We start from the raw sequence: 15,849 nt of genomic DNA, 5'->3' as shown, positions 1-15,849 counted from the left end.
AATCTTGCTTTGTTGCAAGCCCCGCGTGGCTGCGCCATATGAGGGGGGCAGCCACTCTGCGAGGATAGATGACCAACTACCTTGAATTCGAAAAGCCGCTTGCCGAGATCGAGGGCAAGGCCGAAGAGCTGCGCGCCATGGCGCGCTCGAACCCCGAGATGAAGGTCGAGGACGAGGCCAAGGGTCTCGACAAGAAGGCCTCCGACCTGCTGGCCGACCTCTATGGCGACCTCTCCGCCTGGCGCAAGTGCCAGGTCGCGCGTCACCCCGACAGGCCGCATTGCAAGGATTACATCGAAGCCCTCTTCACCGAATACACGCCGCTGGCCGGTGACAGGAACTTCGCCGACGACCACGCCGTCATGGGCGGCATGGCCCGGCTCGAAGGCCGCCCCGTGATGGTGATCGGCCACGAGAAGGGCCATGACACCAAGACCCGGATCGAGCGCAACTTCGGCATGGCCCGCCCCGAGGGCTACCGCAAGGCGATCCGCCTGATGGACCTCGCCGACCGCTTCGGCCTGCCCGTGGTCACGCTGGTGGATACGCCCGGCGCCTACCCCGGCAAGGGCGCCGAGGAGCGCGGCCAGTCCGAGGCCATCGCCCGCTCGACCGAGAAATGCCTCAACCTCGGCGTGCCGATGGTGTCGGTGGTGATCGGCGAGGGCGGCTCCGGCGGTGCCGTGGCCTTTGCCTCGGCCAACCGGCTGGCGATGCTCGAACACTCGATCTATTCGGTGATCTCCCCCGAGGGCTGCGCCTCGATCCTCTGGAAGGACGCCGAAAAGATGCGCGAGGCGGCCGAGGCGCTGCGGCTCACCGCGCAGGATCTCAAGCAGCTCGGCATCTGCGACCACATCGTCAAGGAGCCCGTCGGCGGCGCCCAGCGTCACCGCGCCGAGGTGATCAAGCGCGTGGGCTCGGCGGTGCAGACCCTGCTGGCGGATCTCGACGGCAAGGATCGCAAGCAACTCCGCAAGGACCGCCGCGACAAGTTCCTGAAGATGGGGTCCAAGGGGCTGGCCGCCTGACGAGCTGGGTCACCGCACCCCTTCCCTGGCCAAGGCAGGCAAGGGGGTGCAACCCATCACCCCGGCCTTACCACATCCGCGGACCGGCATATTCCGCGTAGCCGTCGTCATAGCCCTCGGCATCGAAGCCCGCATCGGCCTCGCGCACCATCTCGCCCGCCGTCGGAATCCCGCCGCTCTCGTCTTCGCCACTCCAGATGCGCGAGCGCATGATCGCCTTGGCGCACTGAAAGTAGACCTCGCCCACCGACACCACGACCACCGAGCGCGGCTGCCTGCCCGCCTTCTCGAACCGTGCCCGGAGGCTCTCTTCGATCGAGATCACCGCGTGCCCGTTCACCCGCACCACGTTCTGCGATCCGGGCACCATGAACATCAGGCTCACCCGCCCGTCGCGGACGATGTTGCGCAGGCTGTCCATCCGGTTGTTGCCCAACCAGTCGGGCAGCGCGATCGTCCGTTCGTCGAGCGCCGCCACGACCGGGCCATCGTCACCGCGCGGCGAACCGTCGGTGCCCTCCGGCCCCACAGTGCTCAGCACGCAGAAGCGCGAAGCCATGATCCACTTGGCGTAGAGGGGCGTCAGCCGGTCGGCCACCTTGTCGAGCGAGCGCCGGCCCGGCGTGCCGTAAAGGGCTTCCAGCTCGGCCACATCGGTCACGACGCCTGTCATCCCTTGCGCCCTGCCCGCGCGGCCGGGGCGTCGAAGCCCGCCTCCAGCATCAGCGCATCCGAGGCCGTCTCGACCTCTGTCTTCAACCGCGCCATGAAGGCCTGGGGCTCCAGCCCCGGCGGGATCGGCGGCAGAAACTCGATCACCGCCAGCCCCGGCTTGCGGTAGATCCCCTTGCGCGGCCAGAACACGCCCACGTTGGTTGCCGCCGGCACGCAGGTCTGGCCCAGCTCGCGGTAGAGCACGGCGCTGCCCACCTTGTAGGGCATGTCCGCGCCGGGCGCGACGCGGGTGCCCTGCGGATAGATGATGAGCTGGCCGGGCCGCTGCGCCCCGCTGGCCACATCGGCCACCATTTTCTGGATCGCCTGCGCCCGCTTGCCCCGGTTCACCGGCACGCAGCCGATGCGCAGCGCGTATTGCCCCAGGATCGGCGCGAACATCAGCTCCCGCTTCATGATGAACTTCGGACGCGGCAGCACCGAGACCAGGATGATGATGTCGAGAAACGACTGGTGCTTTGAGGCCACCAGAACCTCGCCCGAGGGCACCTCGCCGCGCACCTCGCTGCGCAGCCCCACCATCCACCTGGCCGACCAGCGGACCCAGCGGCAATAGGTGTGCACCCCGGCAAAGGCGCCGCGCCGGTCCACCAGCATCCAGGGCGTGAAGAACACCGCCAGCACCGCCATCGCCAGGTACATCTGCCCGACAAAGATCAATGACCGGATCCACTGCACAGCCTTCATGTCACCTGCCTCAATGTGCGCAGGGCGGCGGCGCGAGTCGCCCAGAACGCGGTAACGGCCGCCAGCAACGGCACCAGCAGGGGCAGGAGCCAGCCCGCCCCGGTAAACCCGAGCCCGGTCAGAAAACCTCCCGCCGTTTCGGCCTTCGGCAGGAGAGCCAGCGCCAGCATCGCCACCGACGTGCCAACCGCCGCGCCCACGAGCGCCCGCTGGGTGAAGCGGCGCACGAAGGCGCGGGCGATGTAGGAGTCGCGCGCCCCCACGAGGCGCAGCGTGGCGATGAGCCGGGCATTGGCCGCCAGCGCCGAGCCCGCGGCCAGGGTGATCATCGCCGCCATCGAGGCCGCGATCAGCCCCAGCGCGACGAGGCCCAGCCACCGCAACCGCGAGGCCGCGCGCACCAGCGGCGTCCGCCAGCGCGCATGGTCGTCATAGACGGCGCCCGGCACTTCGCCCGCCAATCGTGCCTTCAACCCCGCCACGTCGAGCCCCTCGCCCTCGATCACCTCGATCAGCACCGGCACCGGCAGGTTTTCCAACGGCAGGTCCACCCCGAGCCAGGGCGCGAGCAACGCGCGCTGTTCGTCGTCCGAGAGCATGCGGGCCGAGGCAATGCCCGGCGTGCTCTCCAGCACTTCCAGCGCCCGCGCGGCCTGCGCCTCGCGCTGGTCTGCGGGGGCCGAGATCCGCAGCGTGGCCGAGCGCGCCAGTTCCTCGCTCCACCGGCTCGCCACCCGGCCTGTCGCCAGCGACAGGGCGAGGGCGAACACGGCCAGAAAGGCCATCGCACCCGCCGTGAAGAGCGTCAGCTTCGCGGTAAAGCCGGTCGGGGGCACCACCCGATCCGCCTGGCTGTCACCCTGCAACAACGCCAGCGCCCGGCGCGCGCGTTGGCGCAGCGCCGCAACCGGCGCCAACAGCCGTCCACCCAGCCCGCTCACAAGTCCGCCCCCGCCAGCTGCAACCGCCGCTTGGAGATCCGCAGCACCCGCGCGGCGACCTTGCTCTTGGCGGTGCGGATCAGGTTGAGGTCATGGGTGGCGATCAGGATGGTCTTGCCCATCTTGTTCAGCTCCACCAGCAGCTGGAGCAACCGCTGCCCCATCTCCCAGTCGACGTTGCCGGTGGGCTCGTCGGCCAGCACGATGTCGGGCGACATCACCACCGCCCGCGCCAGCGCCGCCCTCTGCCGCTCTCCGCCCGAAAGCGAGGGCGGCAGGGCCTCGGCGTGCTTCTCCAGCCCGACCCAGCGCAGCAGCTCGGCAATGTTGCCCTTCTCCTGCTCCACGTTGCGCCCCGCCACGGTGAGCGGCAGCGCGATGTTCTCGGCGAGCGGCAGATGGTCGAGAAACTGGCAATCCTGGTGCACCACGCCGATCCGCTGGCGGGCACGGGCCACCTCGTCGCGGCTGAACCCGGTGGCCGGCTTGCCGAAAAGCTGCACCCGCCCGGCCGTCGGGGCCAGTTCGAGATAGCAGAGCTTTAGAAAAGTCGTCTTGCCCGCGCCCGATGGCCCGGTCAGAAAATGGAACGAGCCGGGCGCAAGCCGGAGCGAGATCTCGCTCAGAAGTTCGCCGCCGCCGTAGCTGTAGGCCACATTCTCCAGCTCGATCACTCTCTGCCCCCGCCCAATGCTGCGGCTCCTTTTGCCGCAGCAATGCCTCACTTGCAATTGCCGCACCCCCGGGCCCGGCGCAATTTCTTTGCTTCCGAGGGCTTGGGTGATAGTTTGCGTGCCAAAGAACAGAGGCACACGACCGAAACAGGTTGAGATCGAGGGGGCACGGATGCGGCTTGTATGCCCGAATTGCGGTGCGCAATACGCCGTGGATGACAATGTCATTCCCGAGGCCGGGCGCGATGTGCAGTGTTCCAACTGCGGCCACGGCTGGTTCCAGATGCCGGAGGGCGCGGCAGAGCGCCACAGCGCGGCAGCCCGCATGGCCGGCCAGCCCGGCCCCCGCCGCGAAACAACCAAGATCGCGACCGGCATGCCCGATCCGGCGCCCGAACAACCGCCCGAGCCGTCGCCCGAGCCCGCCACCGACCGCCTGCCACGCCGCGCTCTCGATGCCGCCGTGATGGACGTGCTGCGCGAGGAAGCCGAGCGCGAAAAGGCCGCGCGCGCCGCCGAGGCCCCGCCTCCGCCGAAGCCCGCACCCGCAGCCGAGCCTCAATCCGCGCCCGAGCCGCAGCCCGCACCCGCAGCCGAGCCTCAATCCGCGCCCGAGCCGCAGCCCGAGCCCGCTCCCGCGCCCCAGACGACCCGGGTGGCCGAGCCTCTCCCCGAGCCTCAGCCGGAGCCGGAGCCGGAGGCCCTCCCCGAACCCGACGAGCGCCAGGTGGCCACCGAGACCCACAAGGCCCGGATGCGCGGCGAACACCCTGCAACAGCCGTCGCCGCGCTCTCGGGGCGCGCCGCCCAGCGCAGCGAGATGCTGCCCGATATCGAAGAGATCAATTCCACCCTGCGCGCCAGCGCCGACCCGAGCCGCACCGCCGAAGAGGCCGGCGCCGCCGCGGAGGCCGCGGAGAAGGAGCGCGCAAAGCGCGGATTCCGCGTCGGTTTCGGGCTGGTGGCCACGCTCGCGGTGCTGGCCGCCCTGCTCTACACGCAGGGTCCGCGCCTTGCCGCCGCGGTGCCCGCGCTCGAGGAGCCGATCACCTCTTACGTTACCGCTGTCAACAAGGGCCGCCTCTGGCTCGACGCCACCCTGCGCGGCGCCGGCGGCGAGTGATCCCGGCGCACCACCGGTCCACAGTTCACTGAATCGCCTGCCCTGCAGGGTGCCGTCAGGCACGCGTCAGGGTCAGAACCGTTCCAGCAGCCGCTTGAGGTATTCCAGCTCCACGTCCGGCCGGCCCTGATCCGACGAGCGGCGGCGGATCTCGTCGAGAAGGTCGCGGGCGCGGCGGTACACGTCATCGCCCTGCAGCATGTGCTCCTCGGTGCCCAGCGGCCCGGTCGAACCCCGGTCGCGGCCCAGCGGATCGCGGCGGCCGTTGGGGTCGGCCCGGCCCACGTTCTCGCCCTGCCCGCCCTGCTGCTGGCGCCGCTCTTCGGCCATGGCTTCGCCGAGGTTGCGCATCCCTTCGCGCAGCCGCTCGATGGCCTGGGACTGGTTGTCGATCGCATCGGCAAGGTCGCCCTGCCGCAGGCTCTCCTCGGCGCGGTCCATTGCCCGGCCCGCGTCTTCGAGCGAGCGGCGGGCGGCGTCGCCCTGCTCGGTGCCCGCCCCCGGCAATTGCCCGCGCTGACGCTCCAGCTCCCGCCGCAGCTCGTTCTGGCGCTGCGCCAGGCTGCGCTCGTCCGGCTGGCTGCCCTCGCCGGGGCGGCCATCGGGGTTGTCGCCCTGACCTTGCTGGTTCTGCCCCTGCTCGTGGCTCTCGCCCCGGCCCTGGTTGCCGTTGCGGCCCTGGTTCTGCCCGCTCTCGCCCTGCTGGGCGTTGGGGTTGAACTGCTCCTGAAGGTCGCGGAAGGCCTCGTCGCTGAGGCCCTGCTGGTCGCGCAGAGTCTCCGCCAACCCCTCCATGGCCTGCTCGCCGGGGCTCTGCTGCCCCTGCCCGCCCTGGCCCTGGGTGACCTGCATGTTCTGCATCATCTCCATGAGCTGGTTCAGCAGCTCCTGCGCCTCGGCGGTGCGGCCCTGCTGCATCAGCTCCTCGAGCTTGTCGAGCATGTCCTGCAAATCCTGCTGGCTGAGCTCGATGCTCTCGCCCTGCTCCCCTTGCTGCTGCTGGTTCGGGTCCTGCTGCTGGGCGAGCTGGCGCATGTACTCCTGCATCGCCTCCCGCAGCTCGTCCATCAGCTGGGCGATCTCCTCGTCGCTGGCACCGTTGCGGATGGCCTCGTTCAGGCGCTCCTGCGCCTGCCGCAAGCGCTCCAGTGCATTGGAGAGCGTGCCCTCCTCGATCCGCACGGCGATCTCCCACAGCGCCTCCACCAGCTCGTCGCGGGTGGCCTCGGGCAGTTCGGCCCCCTCGGCCTCCAGCCGTTTCAGCACCATCCGCACCTGCAGGTAGTTGCGCGGTTGCGCCAGGGCCGAGGCCGGCTTCCAGGTGATCGTCCGCAGGACCTGCGCGGTGCGCGCGGCGTTCTCGCGGCTCCAGAGCAGGTCGCGCCGCAGCTCGATCAGCGCCGCCGCCGCCGGGTCGAAGAAGCGCCGCCCGGGCAGCACCATCGCCCTGGCCTCGCTGCGGCCCTGCTGGCCATTGGCATCCTCGACCGTCATCTGCATCACCACCGGCAGGTTGGCCCAGGCGTGCTTGCTGAGATCGTCGATCAGGGTTTCCTCGAAGGCGGCGCGGTCGCCCGAGATGGTCATCGGCAGGTCGAGCACCACCGGCTCGCGCGGTTCCGGCTCGGCCACCAGGCCATAGCGCCGGTTCAGCGCGCCCTCGTCCAGCGTGATCCGGGCAGACCCGGCAACCACGCCATAGTCGTCCTCGGCCCGGAACCGCTGCTGCAGCTCGCCCATCGCCGTCTTGTCGATCTCGCCCACCAGCTCGACCCTGGGCACGGTGTCGGGCGAGATCAGCACGGTCCACTGCCGCCCGCCCGACCCGTCGATCTCGATCTCGCCGGAGCCGTTGACCGCAAAGCTGCGCACCCCGTCATCCGCCGGCGCGGGGGCGGCCTCTTCGGCCGGGGCCGCAGGCACCAGGCCAGAGACCGTCTCGCGCACCGAGAGCGCGCCGACCTCGCCATAAAGCCGGATCGTCACCTCCGAGCCTTCCGGCACGGTGAACTCCGCCTGCGCGATGTCGTTGAGGTAGAGCGAAGGCTTTCCGGTATAGGCCGGGGGCTCGATCCAGCCCTCCCAGCTCGGCCCGGCGGCCAACGCGGCGCCCGCTCCGGCGCCGGCGGCATCATCGAGCGAGGTGATCCGCCAGAGCGACCCGAAGAGCAACGCCGTCACCAGCGCGCCCAGCGCCGCGTAACGCAGTGCGTAGGGGTCGCGGTCCGAGAGCCGCAAGTCTGGCCGGACGGCCCGCGCGCTTTCGATCCGCGCCGCCATCCGCTCCACATGGGCGTTCCAGACCGCCTCGGAGCCAAAGTCGCCCGCACCGATCGCCTGCTTGTCCGACAGCGCCTTGATCGGCCGCCCCGGCAGCGTGGCGTCCAGCCGGGCCACCACCTCCTTGCCCGAAGGCCGGTGATAGGCCCGAAACCCGAGGCCCAGTGCGACGATGAAAGCGACGATCCAGAGCCCGCCCACGGCCCAAACGCCTTCCGGCGGCAGGGCGTCATGCGCGCCGAAGGCCAGCGCGGCGGCGAGCGCAAAGACCAGCGTCCAGACCGGCCAGAAGCTCCGCACCACCCGTTCGGCGATCATCCCCATCCGCGTCAGCTGGAGGGGTCGCATCAGGCGCTTCAGGGCGCGGGAGCGGGCGGCATTCGGGTCCATGACCCTCCGGCTTCGGTCAGGATTCGGGCTCGGGCGCGGCCGTCATGGCCTGCACCCACGAGGGAACCTTATCGCGCGCAATCATTTCGTCAAAGGTCGGTCGCTCGCGAATGACAGCAAAGTTATCTCCGCTCACCAGCACCTCCGGAATGAGCGGCCGCGAGTTGTATTCGCTCGACATCACGGCACCATAGGCACCGGCAGAGCGAAAGCCGACCAGCTCGTCCGGCTTCACAGGCGGCATGGTGCGCTTGCGGGCAAAGGTATCGCCCGATTCGCAGACCGGGCCGACGATGTCGTAGGTCCGCTGTTCCGCCCCCGGCTCGGCCTCGATCACAGGCACGATATCGTGGTGCGCGCCATACATCGCGGGCCGGAGCAGGTCGTTCATCGCCGCGTCGAGGATGAGAAAGTCGGTACCATCCCCGTCCTTCTCGTAGATCACCGAGCTCACCAGCAGCCCCGCATTGCCGGAGATCAGCCGCCCCGGCTCGATCTCGACTTCCACGTCGAGCCCCTCGGTTACCCGCTTGATCATCGCGCCATACTCGATGGGCAGCGGCGGTGCGGAGTTGCTCCGCTCGTAGGGAATACCGAGGCCCCCGCCAAGGTCCAGCCGCTCGATCCGGTGGCCCTCCGCGCGCAGCGCATGGGTCAGCTCCACCACCTTGAGAAAGGCCGTCTCGAAGGGCGCAAGGTCGGTGAGCTGGCTGCCGATATGCACGTCGATCCCCACCACCCGCAGGCCGGGCAGACGGGCGGCATGGGCATAAACCTCCTTCGCGCGCGAGATCGGGATGCCGAACTTGTCGCCCTTCTTGCCGGTCGAGATCTTCTCATGGGTCCTGGCGTCCACATCCGGATTCACCCGAAGCGTCACCGGGGCCTCGGTGCCCATCGCGCAGGCAACCTCCGAAAGCGCCTCCATCTCGGGTTCGCTCTCGATGTTGAACTGCCGGATACCGCTCTCCAGGGCCATCGCCATCTCGGCGCGGGTCTTGCCGACGCCCGAGAACACGATCCGCTCGCCGGGGATACCCGCCGCGATCGCGCGGGCGTATTCGCCGCCCGAAACCACGTCCATCCCCGCGCCCAGCTTGCCCAGGAGCGTGAGCACCGCCTGGTTGGCGAGGCTCTTCATGGCAAAGCAGATACAATGCGGCACCCCCTCGAGCGCCTCCTCGAAGAGCTTGTAGTGCCGCGTCAGCGTGGCCGTGGAATAGACGTAGAAGGGCGTGCCCACCTCCGCCGCAATCGCCGGGATGGCAACATCCTCGGCATGCAACACGCCGTCACGGTAGAGAAAATGGTCCATCGCGCCCTCGCTCGTTCCGCGCGTTCCTACTGCCCTGCGGCGCTCAGTTCAATCGGTGAGAAAGGCCGCCAGCCCGGGCCCGCCACGGCGCTGGAGGTCAGTCGGTGATCCGCGTCACCATGCGGATATTGCCATCGGCATCCTTGGCCACGCCCATCTGCGCCTTGCCGGTAAAGTGGATGCCCGGCGGGTAGGGCGGCTCGTTGGTGCTGGCCTCGCATGCCGACAGCAAGACAAGGGCCACGCCCAGAAGCGCCAGCTCAAAAGGCGAGCGTGCGGTCATTCTCGTCGGCTCCGATCAGGATGTAGGGCTCGTTGTCCGTCACTCGCTGGATCAGCTGGGTCTCGCCGTCGCTCGACCCGGCCACCCCGGCCTGCACCTTGGTCGGCAGGTCCACGCCCACCTTCAACCCGCCATCGCAGGCGGCCAGCGCTCCGAGTGCGACAGCGGCCAGCAGGCGGCTCATCCGCTGCCCCCGACGATACCCACCTTCACCGTGCCGCTGATGTGCACACCCGGCTCCACAGGCGGCTCCGGCTCTCCGTCGATACCGCAGCCGGCGAGCGTCAGCAGGGCAGCAAGGCCAAGGGCAAGTCTCACGTCAGGGCTTCCTTCCAGCGGGCAATCTGCGCCCGCACGTTGGCCGGCGCCGTTCCGCCGTAGGATGTGCGCGATGCCACCGAATTGTCCACCGACAACACCGTGAAGACATCCTCGGTGATCTCGGGCTTCACCGATCTCATCTCTTCCAGCGTCAGCTCCGGCAGGTCGCGCCCGGTCTTTTCGGCCAGTGCCACCAGCGCGCCGGTCACGTGATGCGCGTCGCGGAACGGCAGGTTCAGCACCCGCACGCACCAGTCGGCAAGGTCGGTCGCGGTCGAAAATCCGGTGCCCGCCGCCTCGGCCAGCTTCTCGCGGTTGGGGCTCATGGTCTCCACCATCCCCGCCATCGCGGCCAGCGCCAGCATCAGCGTGTCGGCGGCGTCGAACACGCCCTCCTTGTCCTCCTGCATGTCCTTCGAATAGGTCAGCGGCAGGCCCTTCATCACCGTCAGCAGCCCGAGGTTGGCCCCGAGGATCCTCCCGATCTTGCCGCGGATCAGCTCGGCGGCATCGGGGTTCTTCTTTTGCGGCATGATCGACGAGCCGGTGGACCAGGTGTCGCTCATCGTGACAAAGCGGAACTGCGCCGAAGACCAGATCACCAGCTCCTCCGCCAAGCGGCTCAGGTGCATCGCGCAGATGCTCGCCGCGCCGAGAAACTCCAGCGCAAAGTCCCGGTCCGCCACCGCGTCGAGGCTGTTGGCCATCGGCCGGTCGAAGCCCAGCGCCTTCGCCGTTGCCTCCCGGTCGATGGGAAAGCTCGTGCCCGCCAGCGCGGCCGCGCCCAGCGGCGACTCGTTCATCCGCGCCCGCGCATCCTGAAACCGGCTCACATCGCGCCCCAGCATCTCGACATAGGCGAGCATGTGGTGGCCCCATGTCACCGGCTGGGCCACCTGCAAATGGGTGTAGCCCGGCATCACCCAGTCCGCGCCCCGCTCGGCCTGGCTCAGCAGCGCCTTCTGCACCGCCCGGATCGCCGGCACCGCCGCATCGCACTGGTCGCGCACCCAGAGCCGGAAGTCCGTCGCCACCTGGTCATTGCGCGACCGCCCGGTGTGCAACCGCTTGCCCGGCTCGCCGATCAGCTCCACCAGCCGCGCCTCGACATTCATGTGAATGTCCTCCAGCGCCGCCGAAAACTGAAACGTTCCGCCTTCGATCTCTGACAACACCGTGAGCAGCCCTTCCCGGATCGCCTCGGCATCGCTATCCGAGATGATGCCGGCCTCGGCCAGCATGGCGGCATGGGCGCGCGACCCCGCGATGTCCTGCTGCGCCATACGCTGATCGAACCCGATCGAGGCATTGATCGCCTCCATGATCGCGTCCACACCGGCGGAGAACCGCCCGCCCCACATGGCATTGGCGGCTTTGTTCTGGGTCTCTGTCATGTCGGGGCCTGAAGGAGTTGAAAATGAGAAGACTGATTGCCGCGGTTCTCTACACGGCGCTGGCCACCTCTGCAAACGCGGGCGATCTCGCCGCCATCGAGGCGCTCCGCGACGGCAGCATGAAAAAACTGGCCCTCCACGCCGAACCCCGCGACGTGCCGGGCGAAAGCATCACCGGCCCCGATGGTGCGGTGACGCTGGCCGAGTTCGAGGGCACCGTCACCGTGGTCAACTTCTGGGCGACCTGGTGCGCGCCCTGCCGCAAGGAGATGCCCGCCCTCTCCGAGCTGCAAACCGCGCTCGACGGCACCGGCGCCCGCGTCATCACCGTGGCAACCGGGCGCAACCCCGAAGGCGCGATCGACCGGTTCCTCTCCGAGATCGGGGTCACCAACCTGCCCGTCTACCTCGACCCCAAGCAGAAGCTCGCCCGCAACATGGGTATCCTCGGCCTGCCCGTCACCGTGATCCTCGACGCCGAAGGCCGCGAAGTCGCCCGCCTCACCGGCGACGCAGAGTGGAACAGCGACAGCGCCCGCGCCATCATCGCCGCTCTGGTGGAAGAGGGCGCTTAACCGCTCATTTTCTTGCTGAAACGTCTCAGCTAGGCCTTTGCCCCAGGGCGGCACAGGCGGCATGGCGCGGGCAGGTCGCCACGTGGTCGTTCACCATGCCCACCGCCTGCATGAAGGCATAAACGATGGTCGGTCCGACAAAGCGGAAGCCCTGTTTCTTCAGGTCTTTGGAGATCGCCTCCGAAACCGGCGTCTTCGCCGGCACTTCCTTCAGCGAGCCCCAGCGGTTCTGCACCGGCGCGCCATCCACGTAGCTCCAGAGATACTCTGCAAACCCCTCACGCGCCTCGATCTCCAGCCAGCCCCGCGCGTTGCCGATGGCCGCCTCGATCTTGCCCCGGTGCCGCACGATGCCCGGATCGGCAAGGCACCGCGCCACCTCGCCCTCGCCCCATTCGGCAATCCGCGCGGGCTCGAAACCCTCGAAGGCCGCGCGAAAATTCTCCCGCTTTTTCAGGATGGTGATCCAGCTCAGCCCGGCCTGAAACCCGTCGAGCATGAGCTTCTCGTAGAGCGCACGACCGTCGTATTCGGGCACGCCCCATTCCTGGTCATGGTAGTCGATGTAGATCTGATCCTGCCCGACCCAGCCGCACCGCTCACCCATTCCGCGCCCTTTCGCTCGAATTAGAACAAAATACGAATATTCAGCATTTCTTAAGGGAACAACCCGCATTCTGCCGATACCTGACAGAACGGAGCGCGCGATGGCCGGAGCAGAACCGCGGCGGCACAGATTCGAGGCCGATGAATCCTCCCCCCTCGGCGCTGCCGTGCGCCAGCGCGACTCGGATATCCTCGCCATGGTCCGCGCCGCGCTCGACCGGCGGGATGTGCTGCTCGCCTTCCAGCCCATCGTCCGCGCCACCGATCACCAGAAAACCGCCTTCTACGAGGGGCTCATCCGGGTGCTGGACGATACCGGGCGGGTGATTCCCGCGCGTGAGTTCATCTCCGCCTGCGAGACCAACGAGATCGGTCGCATCATCGACTGTCTCGCCCTCGAGATGGGCCTCACCGCCCTTCACGAGGCTCCCGGCCTTCGGCTCGCCATCAACATGTCGGCCCGCTCCATCGGCTATCCCCGCTGGATGCAGACGCTTGAGCGCGGGCTCGCCATGGCACCCACCCTGGCCGAGCGTCTGATCATCGAGATCACCGAATCCTCCGCAATCGTCATGCCCGACATCACCTCCGTCTTCATGCTCGATCTGCAAACCCGCGGCGTCTCCTTCGCGCTGGACGATTTCGGCGCCGGCTACACGGCCTTCCGCTACTTCCGGGATTTCTTCTTCGATATCCTCAAGATCGACGGCCAGTTCGTGAAGGGCATCGCCCGCGACCCCGACAACCGGGTGATCGTCGAGGCGATGATCTCCATCGCCCGGCATTTCGACATGTTTACCGTGGCCGAGTTCGTCGAGAACGCCGAGGATGCCGCGGTGCTCTCCGAGATCGGGGTGGACTGCCTGCAAGGCTACCACTTCGGCGCGCCCACCACCTCGCCGAGCTGGCGCGAGTTCCCGCGCGGCATGCGCCGCGCCGGCTGATCCCCGGCGCCCACGGCCTGCCACGCCTGGGTCATCCGCTCGCAGCCAAATTGCCTGGGTGTGTCGGCCCGCTGCCCCGACCGATGTGTTCCGCGCTCCTCCGAGGCCCGGTCCCCCCGACCGTGCGCCGCCGCCATGCCGCACCGCAGCATAATGCCGCAGCGCAGCAACCCGGCCCTTGCGCCGCCCTGCGCAACTCTCTACCCATGGCTGTGATCCGGGCGGGGTGGAGTCGGGTCACGACGCTTCGCGACAACAAGACACCTCGCCCACGTCAACGGGAAAGGATGTCTCATGACCAACGTCGTTATCGCCTCCGCCGCGCGGACCCCTGTGGGCTCCTTCCTCGGTGCCTTCGCCAACACCCCCGCCCATGATCTGGGCAAGGCCGTGCTCGAGGCCATCGTCGCCCGCGCGGGCATCGACAAGGCGGATGTGTCCGAAACCATCCTCGGCCAGGTGCTCACCGCCGGCCAGGGCCAGAACCCCGCGCGTCAGGCCCACATCAACGCCGGCCTGCCCATCGAATCCGCCGCTTGGAGCATCAACCAGGTCTGCGGCTCGGGCCTGCGCGCCGTGGCGCTCGGCGCCCAGCACATCCAGCTCGGCGATGCCTCCATCGTCGCCGCCGGCGGCCAGGAGAACATGTCCATGTCGCCCCACTGCGCCAACCTGCGCCAGGGCCAGAAGATGGGCGACATGCAGTATATCGACACCATGATCCGCGACGGCCTCTGGGATGCCTTCAACGGCTACCACATGGGCCAGACCGCCGAGAACGTCGCCGAGAAGTGGCAGATCTCCCGCGATCAGCAGGACGAGTTCGCCGTCGCCTCCCAGAACAAGGCCGAGGCCGCGCAGAAGGCCGGCAAGTTCGATGACGAGATCGCCGCCTACACCATCTCCACCCGCAAGGGCGACATCGTCGTGGACAAGGACGAGTACATCCGCCACGGCGCCACCATCGAGGCGATGCAAAAGCTCCGCCCCGCCTTCACCAAGGACGGTTCCGTGACCGCCGCCAACGCCTCGGGCCTCAACGACGGCGCCGCAGCCGTGCTGCTGATGAGCGCCGAGGAGGCCGAGAAGCGCGGCATCGAGCCGCTCGCCCGCATCGCCTCCTATGCCACCGCCGGTCTCGACCCCAAGGTGATGGGCGTCGGCCCGATCTATGCCTCCCGCAAGGCGCTCGACAAGGCCGGCTGGTCGGTCTCCGATCTCGACCTGGTGGAGGCCAACGAGGCCTTCGCCGCCCAGGCCTGCGCCGTGAACAAGGACATGGGCTGGGATCCCTCGATCGTCAACGTGAACGGCGGCGCCATTGCCATCGGCCACCCCATCGGCGCTTCGGGCTGCCGGGTGCTCAACACCCTGCTCTTCGAGATGAAGCGCCGCGACGCCAAGAAGGGCATCGCCACGCTCTGCATCGGCGGCGGCATGGGCGTGGCCATGTGCCTCGAGCGGCCGTAACGCGCCGCACCGCAGAAGGGTCGCGCAATATAGTTGCGCGACCAGCGACCCTCACGTAACAATGCCTCCAACACGGAGGAGGAGACCCATATGACCCGCGTTGCACTCGTCACCGGCGGAAGCCGGGGAATTGGCGAAGCCATATCGAAAGCCCTGAAGGCGGAAGGCTACGAAGTGGCCGCCACCTACGCCGGCAACGACGAGAAGGCCAAGGCCTTCACCGAGGCCACCGGCATCAAGACCTACAAGTGGGACGTGGCCGACTATGCCGCCTCCAAGGCCGGGATCGACAAGATCACCGAGGAGATCGGCCCGATCGACACCGTTGTCGCCAATGCCGGCATCACCCGTGACGCCATGTTCCACCGGATGACCCCGGAGCAGTGGAACGAGGTGATCGGCACCAACCTCACCGGCGTCTTCAACACCGTCCACCCCTGCTGGCCTGGCATGCGCGAGCGCAAGTTCGGCCGGGTGATCGTGATTTCCTCGATCAACGGCCAGAAGGGCCAGGCCGGCCAGGTGAACTACGCCGCCACCAAGGCGGGCGACCTCGGCATCGTCAAGTCGCTGGCCCAGGAAGGCGCCCGCGCCGGCATCACCGCCAACGCGATCTGCCCCGGCTACATCGCCACCGAGATGGTCATGTCCATCGACGAGAGCGTGCGCGACAAGATCATCGCGGGCATCCCGGCGGGCCGCCTCGGCACGCCCGAGGAGATCGCCCGCTGCGTGCTGTTCCTCGCTTCCGAGGACTCGGGTTTCATCAACGGCTCGACCATCTCGGCCAACGGCGCGCAGTTCTTCGTCTAGGCCGCGCAGCCGCAGCATTCGGGGGCCGTGGAGCGATCCGCGGCCCCTTTTTGCTGTCCGAAGAGCGCACGAAAGAAGCCGGTGAAGGCCTCGGCGCGGAGCTGACGGGCACGGGCATTGGCGGCCGCAATGGCGGCAGAGGGGGCATGGTTCAGCATCGGGAAGCGCTCCTTTTGAGCAAGACTTTCTAGACTGCCCTGACTATGCTCCCCGCAAAACAAGCCCGCAAACCAGACTTCCTCGCAATTCAGACAAGTTTCTCTTACC

Annotated in this window: 18 protein-coding genes; 6 read left to right on the top strand and 12 right to left on the bottom strand. The window is 68.3% G+C overall.

Features of this window, described 5'->3' with window-relative positions:
* The first annotated feature begins 68 nt into the window (after positions 1-68).
* On the top strand, positions 69-1,031 hold the full coding sequence (locus BUR94_RS00200; RefSeq protein ID WP_074254276.1) for an acetyl-CoA carboxylase carboxyltransferase subunit alpha: 963 nt from the start codon (positions 69-71) through the stop codon (positions 1,029-1,031).
* Positions 1,032-1,098: 67 nt separating this feature from the next.
* On the opposite strand, the gene BUR94_RS00195 is transcribed toward BUR94_RS00200, so the two are convergent.
* From BUR94_RS00195 to BUR94_RS00180, 4 genes are read right to left on the bottom strand one after another with little or no spacing between them, the layout of a single operon-like run.
* Positions 1,099-1,704 (bottom strand): pyridoxamine 5'-phosphate oxidase family protein, encoded by a 606-nt coding sequence (locus tag BUR94_RS00195; protein WP_074254275.1) that lies wholly within the window; start codon positions 1,702-1,704, stop codon positions 1,099-1,101.
* Complete coding sequence (locus BUR94_RS00190; protein ID WP_074254274.1) at positions 1,701-2,453, bottom strand: lysophospholipid acyltransferase family protein; 753 nt, start codon at positions 2,451-2,453, stop codon at positions 1,701-1,703. The genes BUR94_RS00195 and BUR94_RS00190 overlap by 4 nt, the downstream gene beginning before the upstream one ends.
* Entirely contained in the window at positions 2,450-3,370 is a 921-nt protein-coding gene (locus BUR94_RS00185; RefSeq protein ID WP_245794299.1) for a cell division protein FtsX, read from the bottom strand. Before BUR94_RS00185 ends, BUR94_RS00190 begins: the two co-directional genes overlap by 4 nt.
* Positions 3,371-3,390: 20 nt before the next feature.
* Positions 3,391-4,068, bottom strand: a complete 678-nt coding sequence (locus tag BUR94_RS00180; protein ID WP_074254273.1) for a cell division ATP-binding protein FtsE — start codon at positions 4,066-4,068, stop codon at positions 3,391-3,393.
* A 172-nt stretch (positions 4,069-4,240) separates the two neighbouring features.
* Between BUR94_RS00180 and BUR94_RS00175 the strand changes: the two genes are divergently transcribed.
* Positions 4,241-5,191, top strand: coding sequence for a zinc-ribbon domain-containing protein (locus tag BUR94_RS00175; RefSeq protein WP_074254272.1), 951 nt, complete (start codon positions 4,241-4,243; stop codon positions 5,189-5,191).
* 72 nt (positions 5,192-5,263) lie between these two features.
* On the opposite strand, the gene BUR94_RS00170 is transcribed toward BUR94_RS00175, so the two are convergent.
* From BUR94_RS00170 to argH, 6 genes are all read right to left on the bottom strand, one after another.
* Positions 5,264-7,861: a TIGR02302 family protein gene (locus BUR94_RS00170; protein WP_074254271.1), complete on the bottom strand. Its 2,598-nt coding sequence runs from the start codon at positions 7,859-7,861 to the stop codon at positions 5,264-5,266.
* A 16-nt stretch (positions 7,862-7,877) separates the two neighbouring features.
* Entirely contained in the window at positions 7,878-9,176 is a 1,299-nt protein-coding gene (gene lysA / locus BUR94_RS00165; protein WP_074254270.1) for a diaminopimelate decarboxylase, read from the bottom strand.
* 97 nt (positions 9,177-9,273) lie between these two features.
* The gene (locus BUR94_RS00160; RefSeq protein ID WP_074254269.1) at positions 9,274-9,459 is read right to left on the bottom strand and encodes a hypothetical protein; all 186 of its coding nucleotides are present in this window, start codon (positions 9,457-9,459) and stop codon (positions 9,274-9,276) included.
* Positions 9,437-9,643 (bottom strand): hypothetical protein, encoded by a 207-nt coding sequence (locus BUR94_RS00155; protein WP_074254268.1) that lies wholly within the window; start codon positions 9,641-9,643, stop codon positions 9,437-9,439. The genes BUR94_RS00160 and BUR94_RS00155 overlap by 23 nt, the downstream gene beginning before the upstream one ends.
* On the bottom strand, positions 9,640-9,777 hold the full coding sequence (locus BUR94_RS20355; protein WP_139301183.1) for an argininosuccinate lyase: 138 nt from the start codon (positions 9,775-9,777) through the stop codon (positions 9,640-9,642). Before BUR94_RS20355 ends, BUR94_RS00155 begins: the two co-directional genes overlap by 4 nt.
* The gene (gene argH / locus BUR94_RS00150; RefSeq protein ID WP_074254267.1) at positions 9,774-11,174 is read right to left on the bottom strand and encodes an argininosuccinate lyase; all 1,401 of its coding nucleotides are present in this window, start codon (positions 11,172-11,174) and stop codon (positions 9,774-9,776) included. Before argH ends, BUR94_RS20355 begins: the two co-directional genes overlap by 4 nt.
* 23 nt (positions 11,175-11,197) lie before the next feature.
* Between argH and BUR94_RS00145 the strand changes: the two genes are divergently transcribed.
* Positions 11,198-11,749 carry a TlpA family protein disulfide reductase gene (locus BUR94_RS00145; protein ID WP_074254266.1) on the top strand — a complete coding sequence of 184 codons (552 nt, stop codon included), beginning with the start codon at positions 11,198-11,200 and terminating at the stop codon, positions 11,747-11,749.
* Positions 11,750-11,774: 25 nt separating this feature from the next.
* Here BUR94_RS00145 and BUR94_RS00140 read toward each other — a convergent pair whose 3' ends face one another.
* Positions 11,775-12,356, bottom strand: coding sequence for a DNA-3-methyladenine glycosylase I (locus tag BUR94_RS00140; RefSeq protein WP_074254265.1), 582 nt, complete (start codon positions 12,354-12,356; stop codon positions 11,775-11,777).
* 100 nt (positions 12,357-12,456) lie between these two features.
* On the opposite strand from BUR94_RS00140, the gene BUR94_RS00135 reads away from it, so the two are divergent.
* The 3 genes from BUR94_RS00135 to phbB all read left to right on the top strand — a co-directional run bounded on the left by BUR94_RS00135 (position 12,457) and on the right by phbB (position 15,582).
* Entirely contained in the window at positions 12,457-13,299 is an 843-nt protein-coding gene (locus BUR94_RS00135) for an EAL domain-containing protein (RefSeq protein ID WP_074254264.1), read from the top strand.
* Between the two features lie 294 nt (positions 13,300-13,593).
* Positions 13,594-14,769, top strand: coding sequence for an acetyl-CoA C-acetyltransferase (locus BUR94_RS00130; RefSeq protein ID WP_074254263.1), 1,176 nt, complete (start codon positions 13,594-13,596; stop codon positions 14,767-14,769).
* Positions 14,770-14,859: 90 nt separating this feature from the next.
* Positions 14,860-15,582 carry an acetoacetyl-CoA reductase gene (phbB, locus tag BUR94_RS00125; protein WP_074254262.1) on the top strand — a complete coding sequence of 241 codons (723 nt, stop codon included), beginning with the start codon at positions 14,860-14,862 and terminating at the stop codon, positions 15,580-15,582.
* Here the strand turns inward: phbB and BUR94_RS20560 are convergent.
* Entirely contained in the window at positions 15,579-15,740 is a 162-nt protein-coding gene (locus BUR94_RS20560; RefSeq protein WP_175570396.1) for a hypothetical protein, read from the bottom strand. The two genes, phbB and BUR94_RS20560, sit on opposite strands and share 4 nt — an antisense overlap.
* Positions 15,741-15,849: the final 109 nt, after the last annotated feature.

Origin of the sequence: Vannielia litorea (genome assembly GCF_900142295.1) — a bacterium.
Taxonomy (GTDB): Bacteria; Pseudomonadota; Alphaproteobacteria; order Rhodobacterales; family Rhodobacteraceae; genus Vannielia; species Vannielia litorea.
The sequence above is the reverse complement of the archived record's forward strand: the minus strand, read 5'-3'. Positions and strand labels throughout refer to the sequence as shown.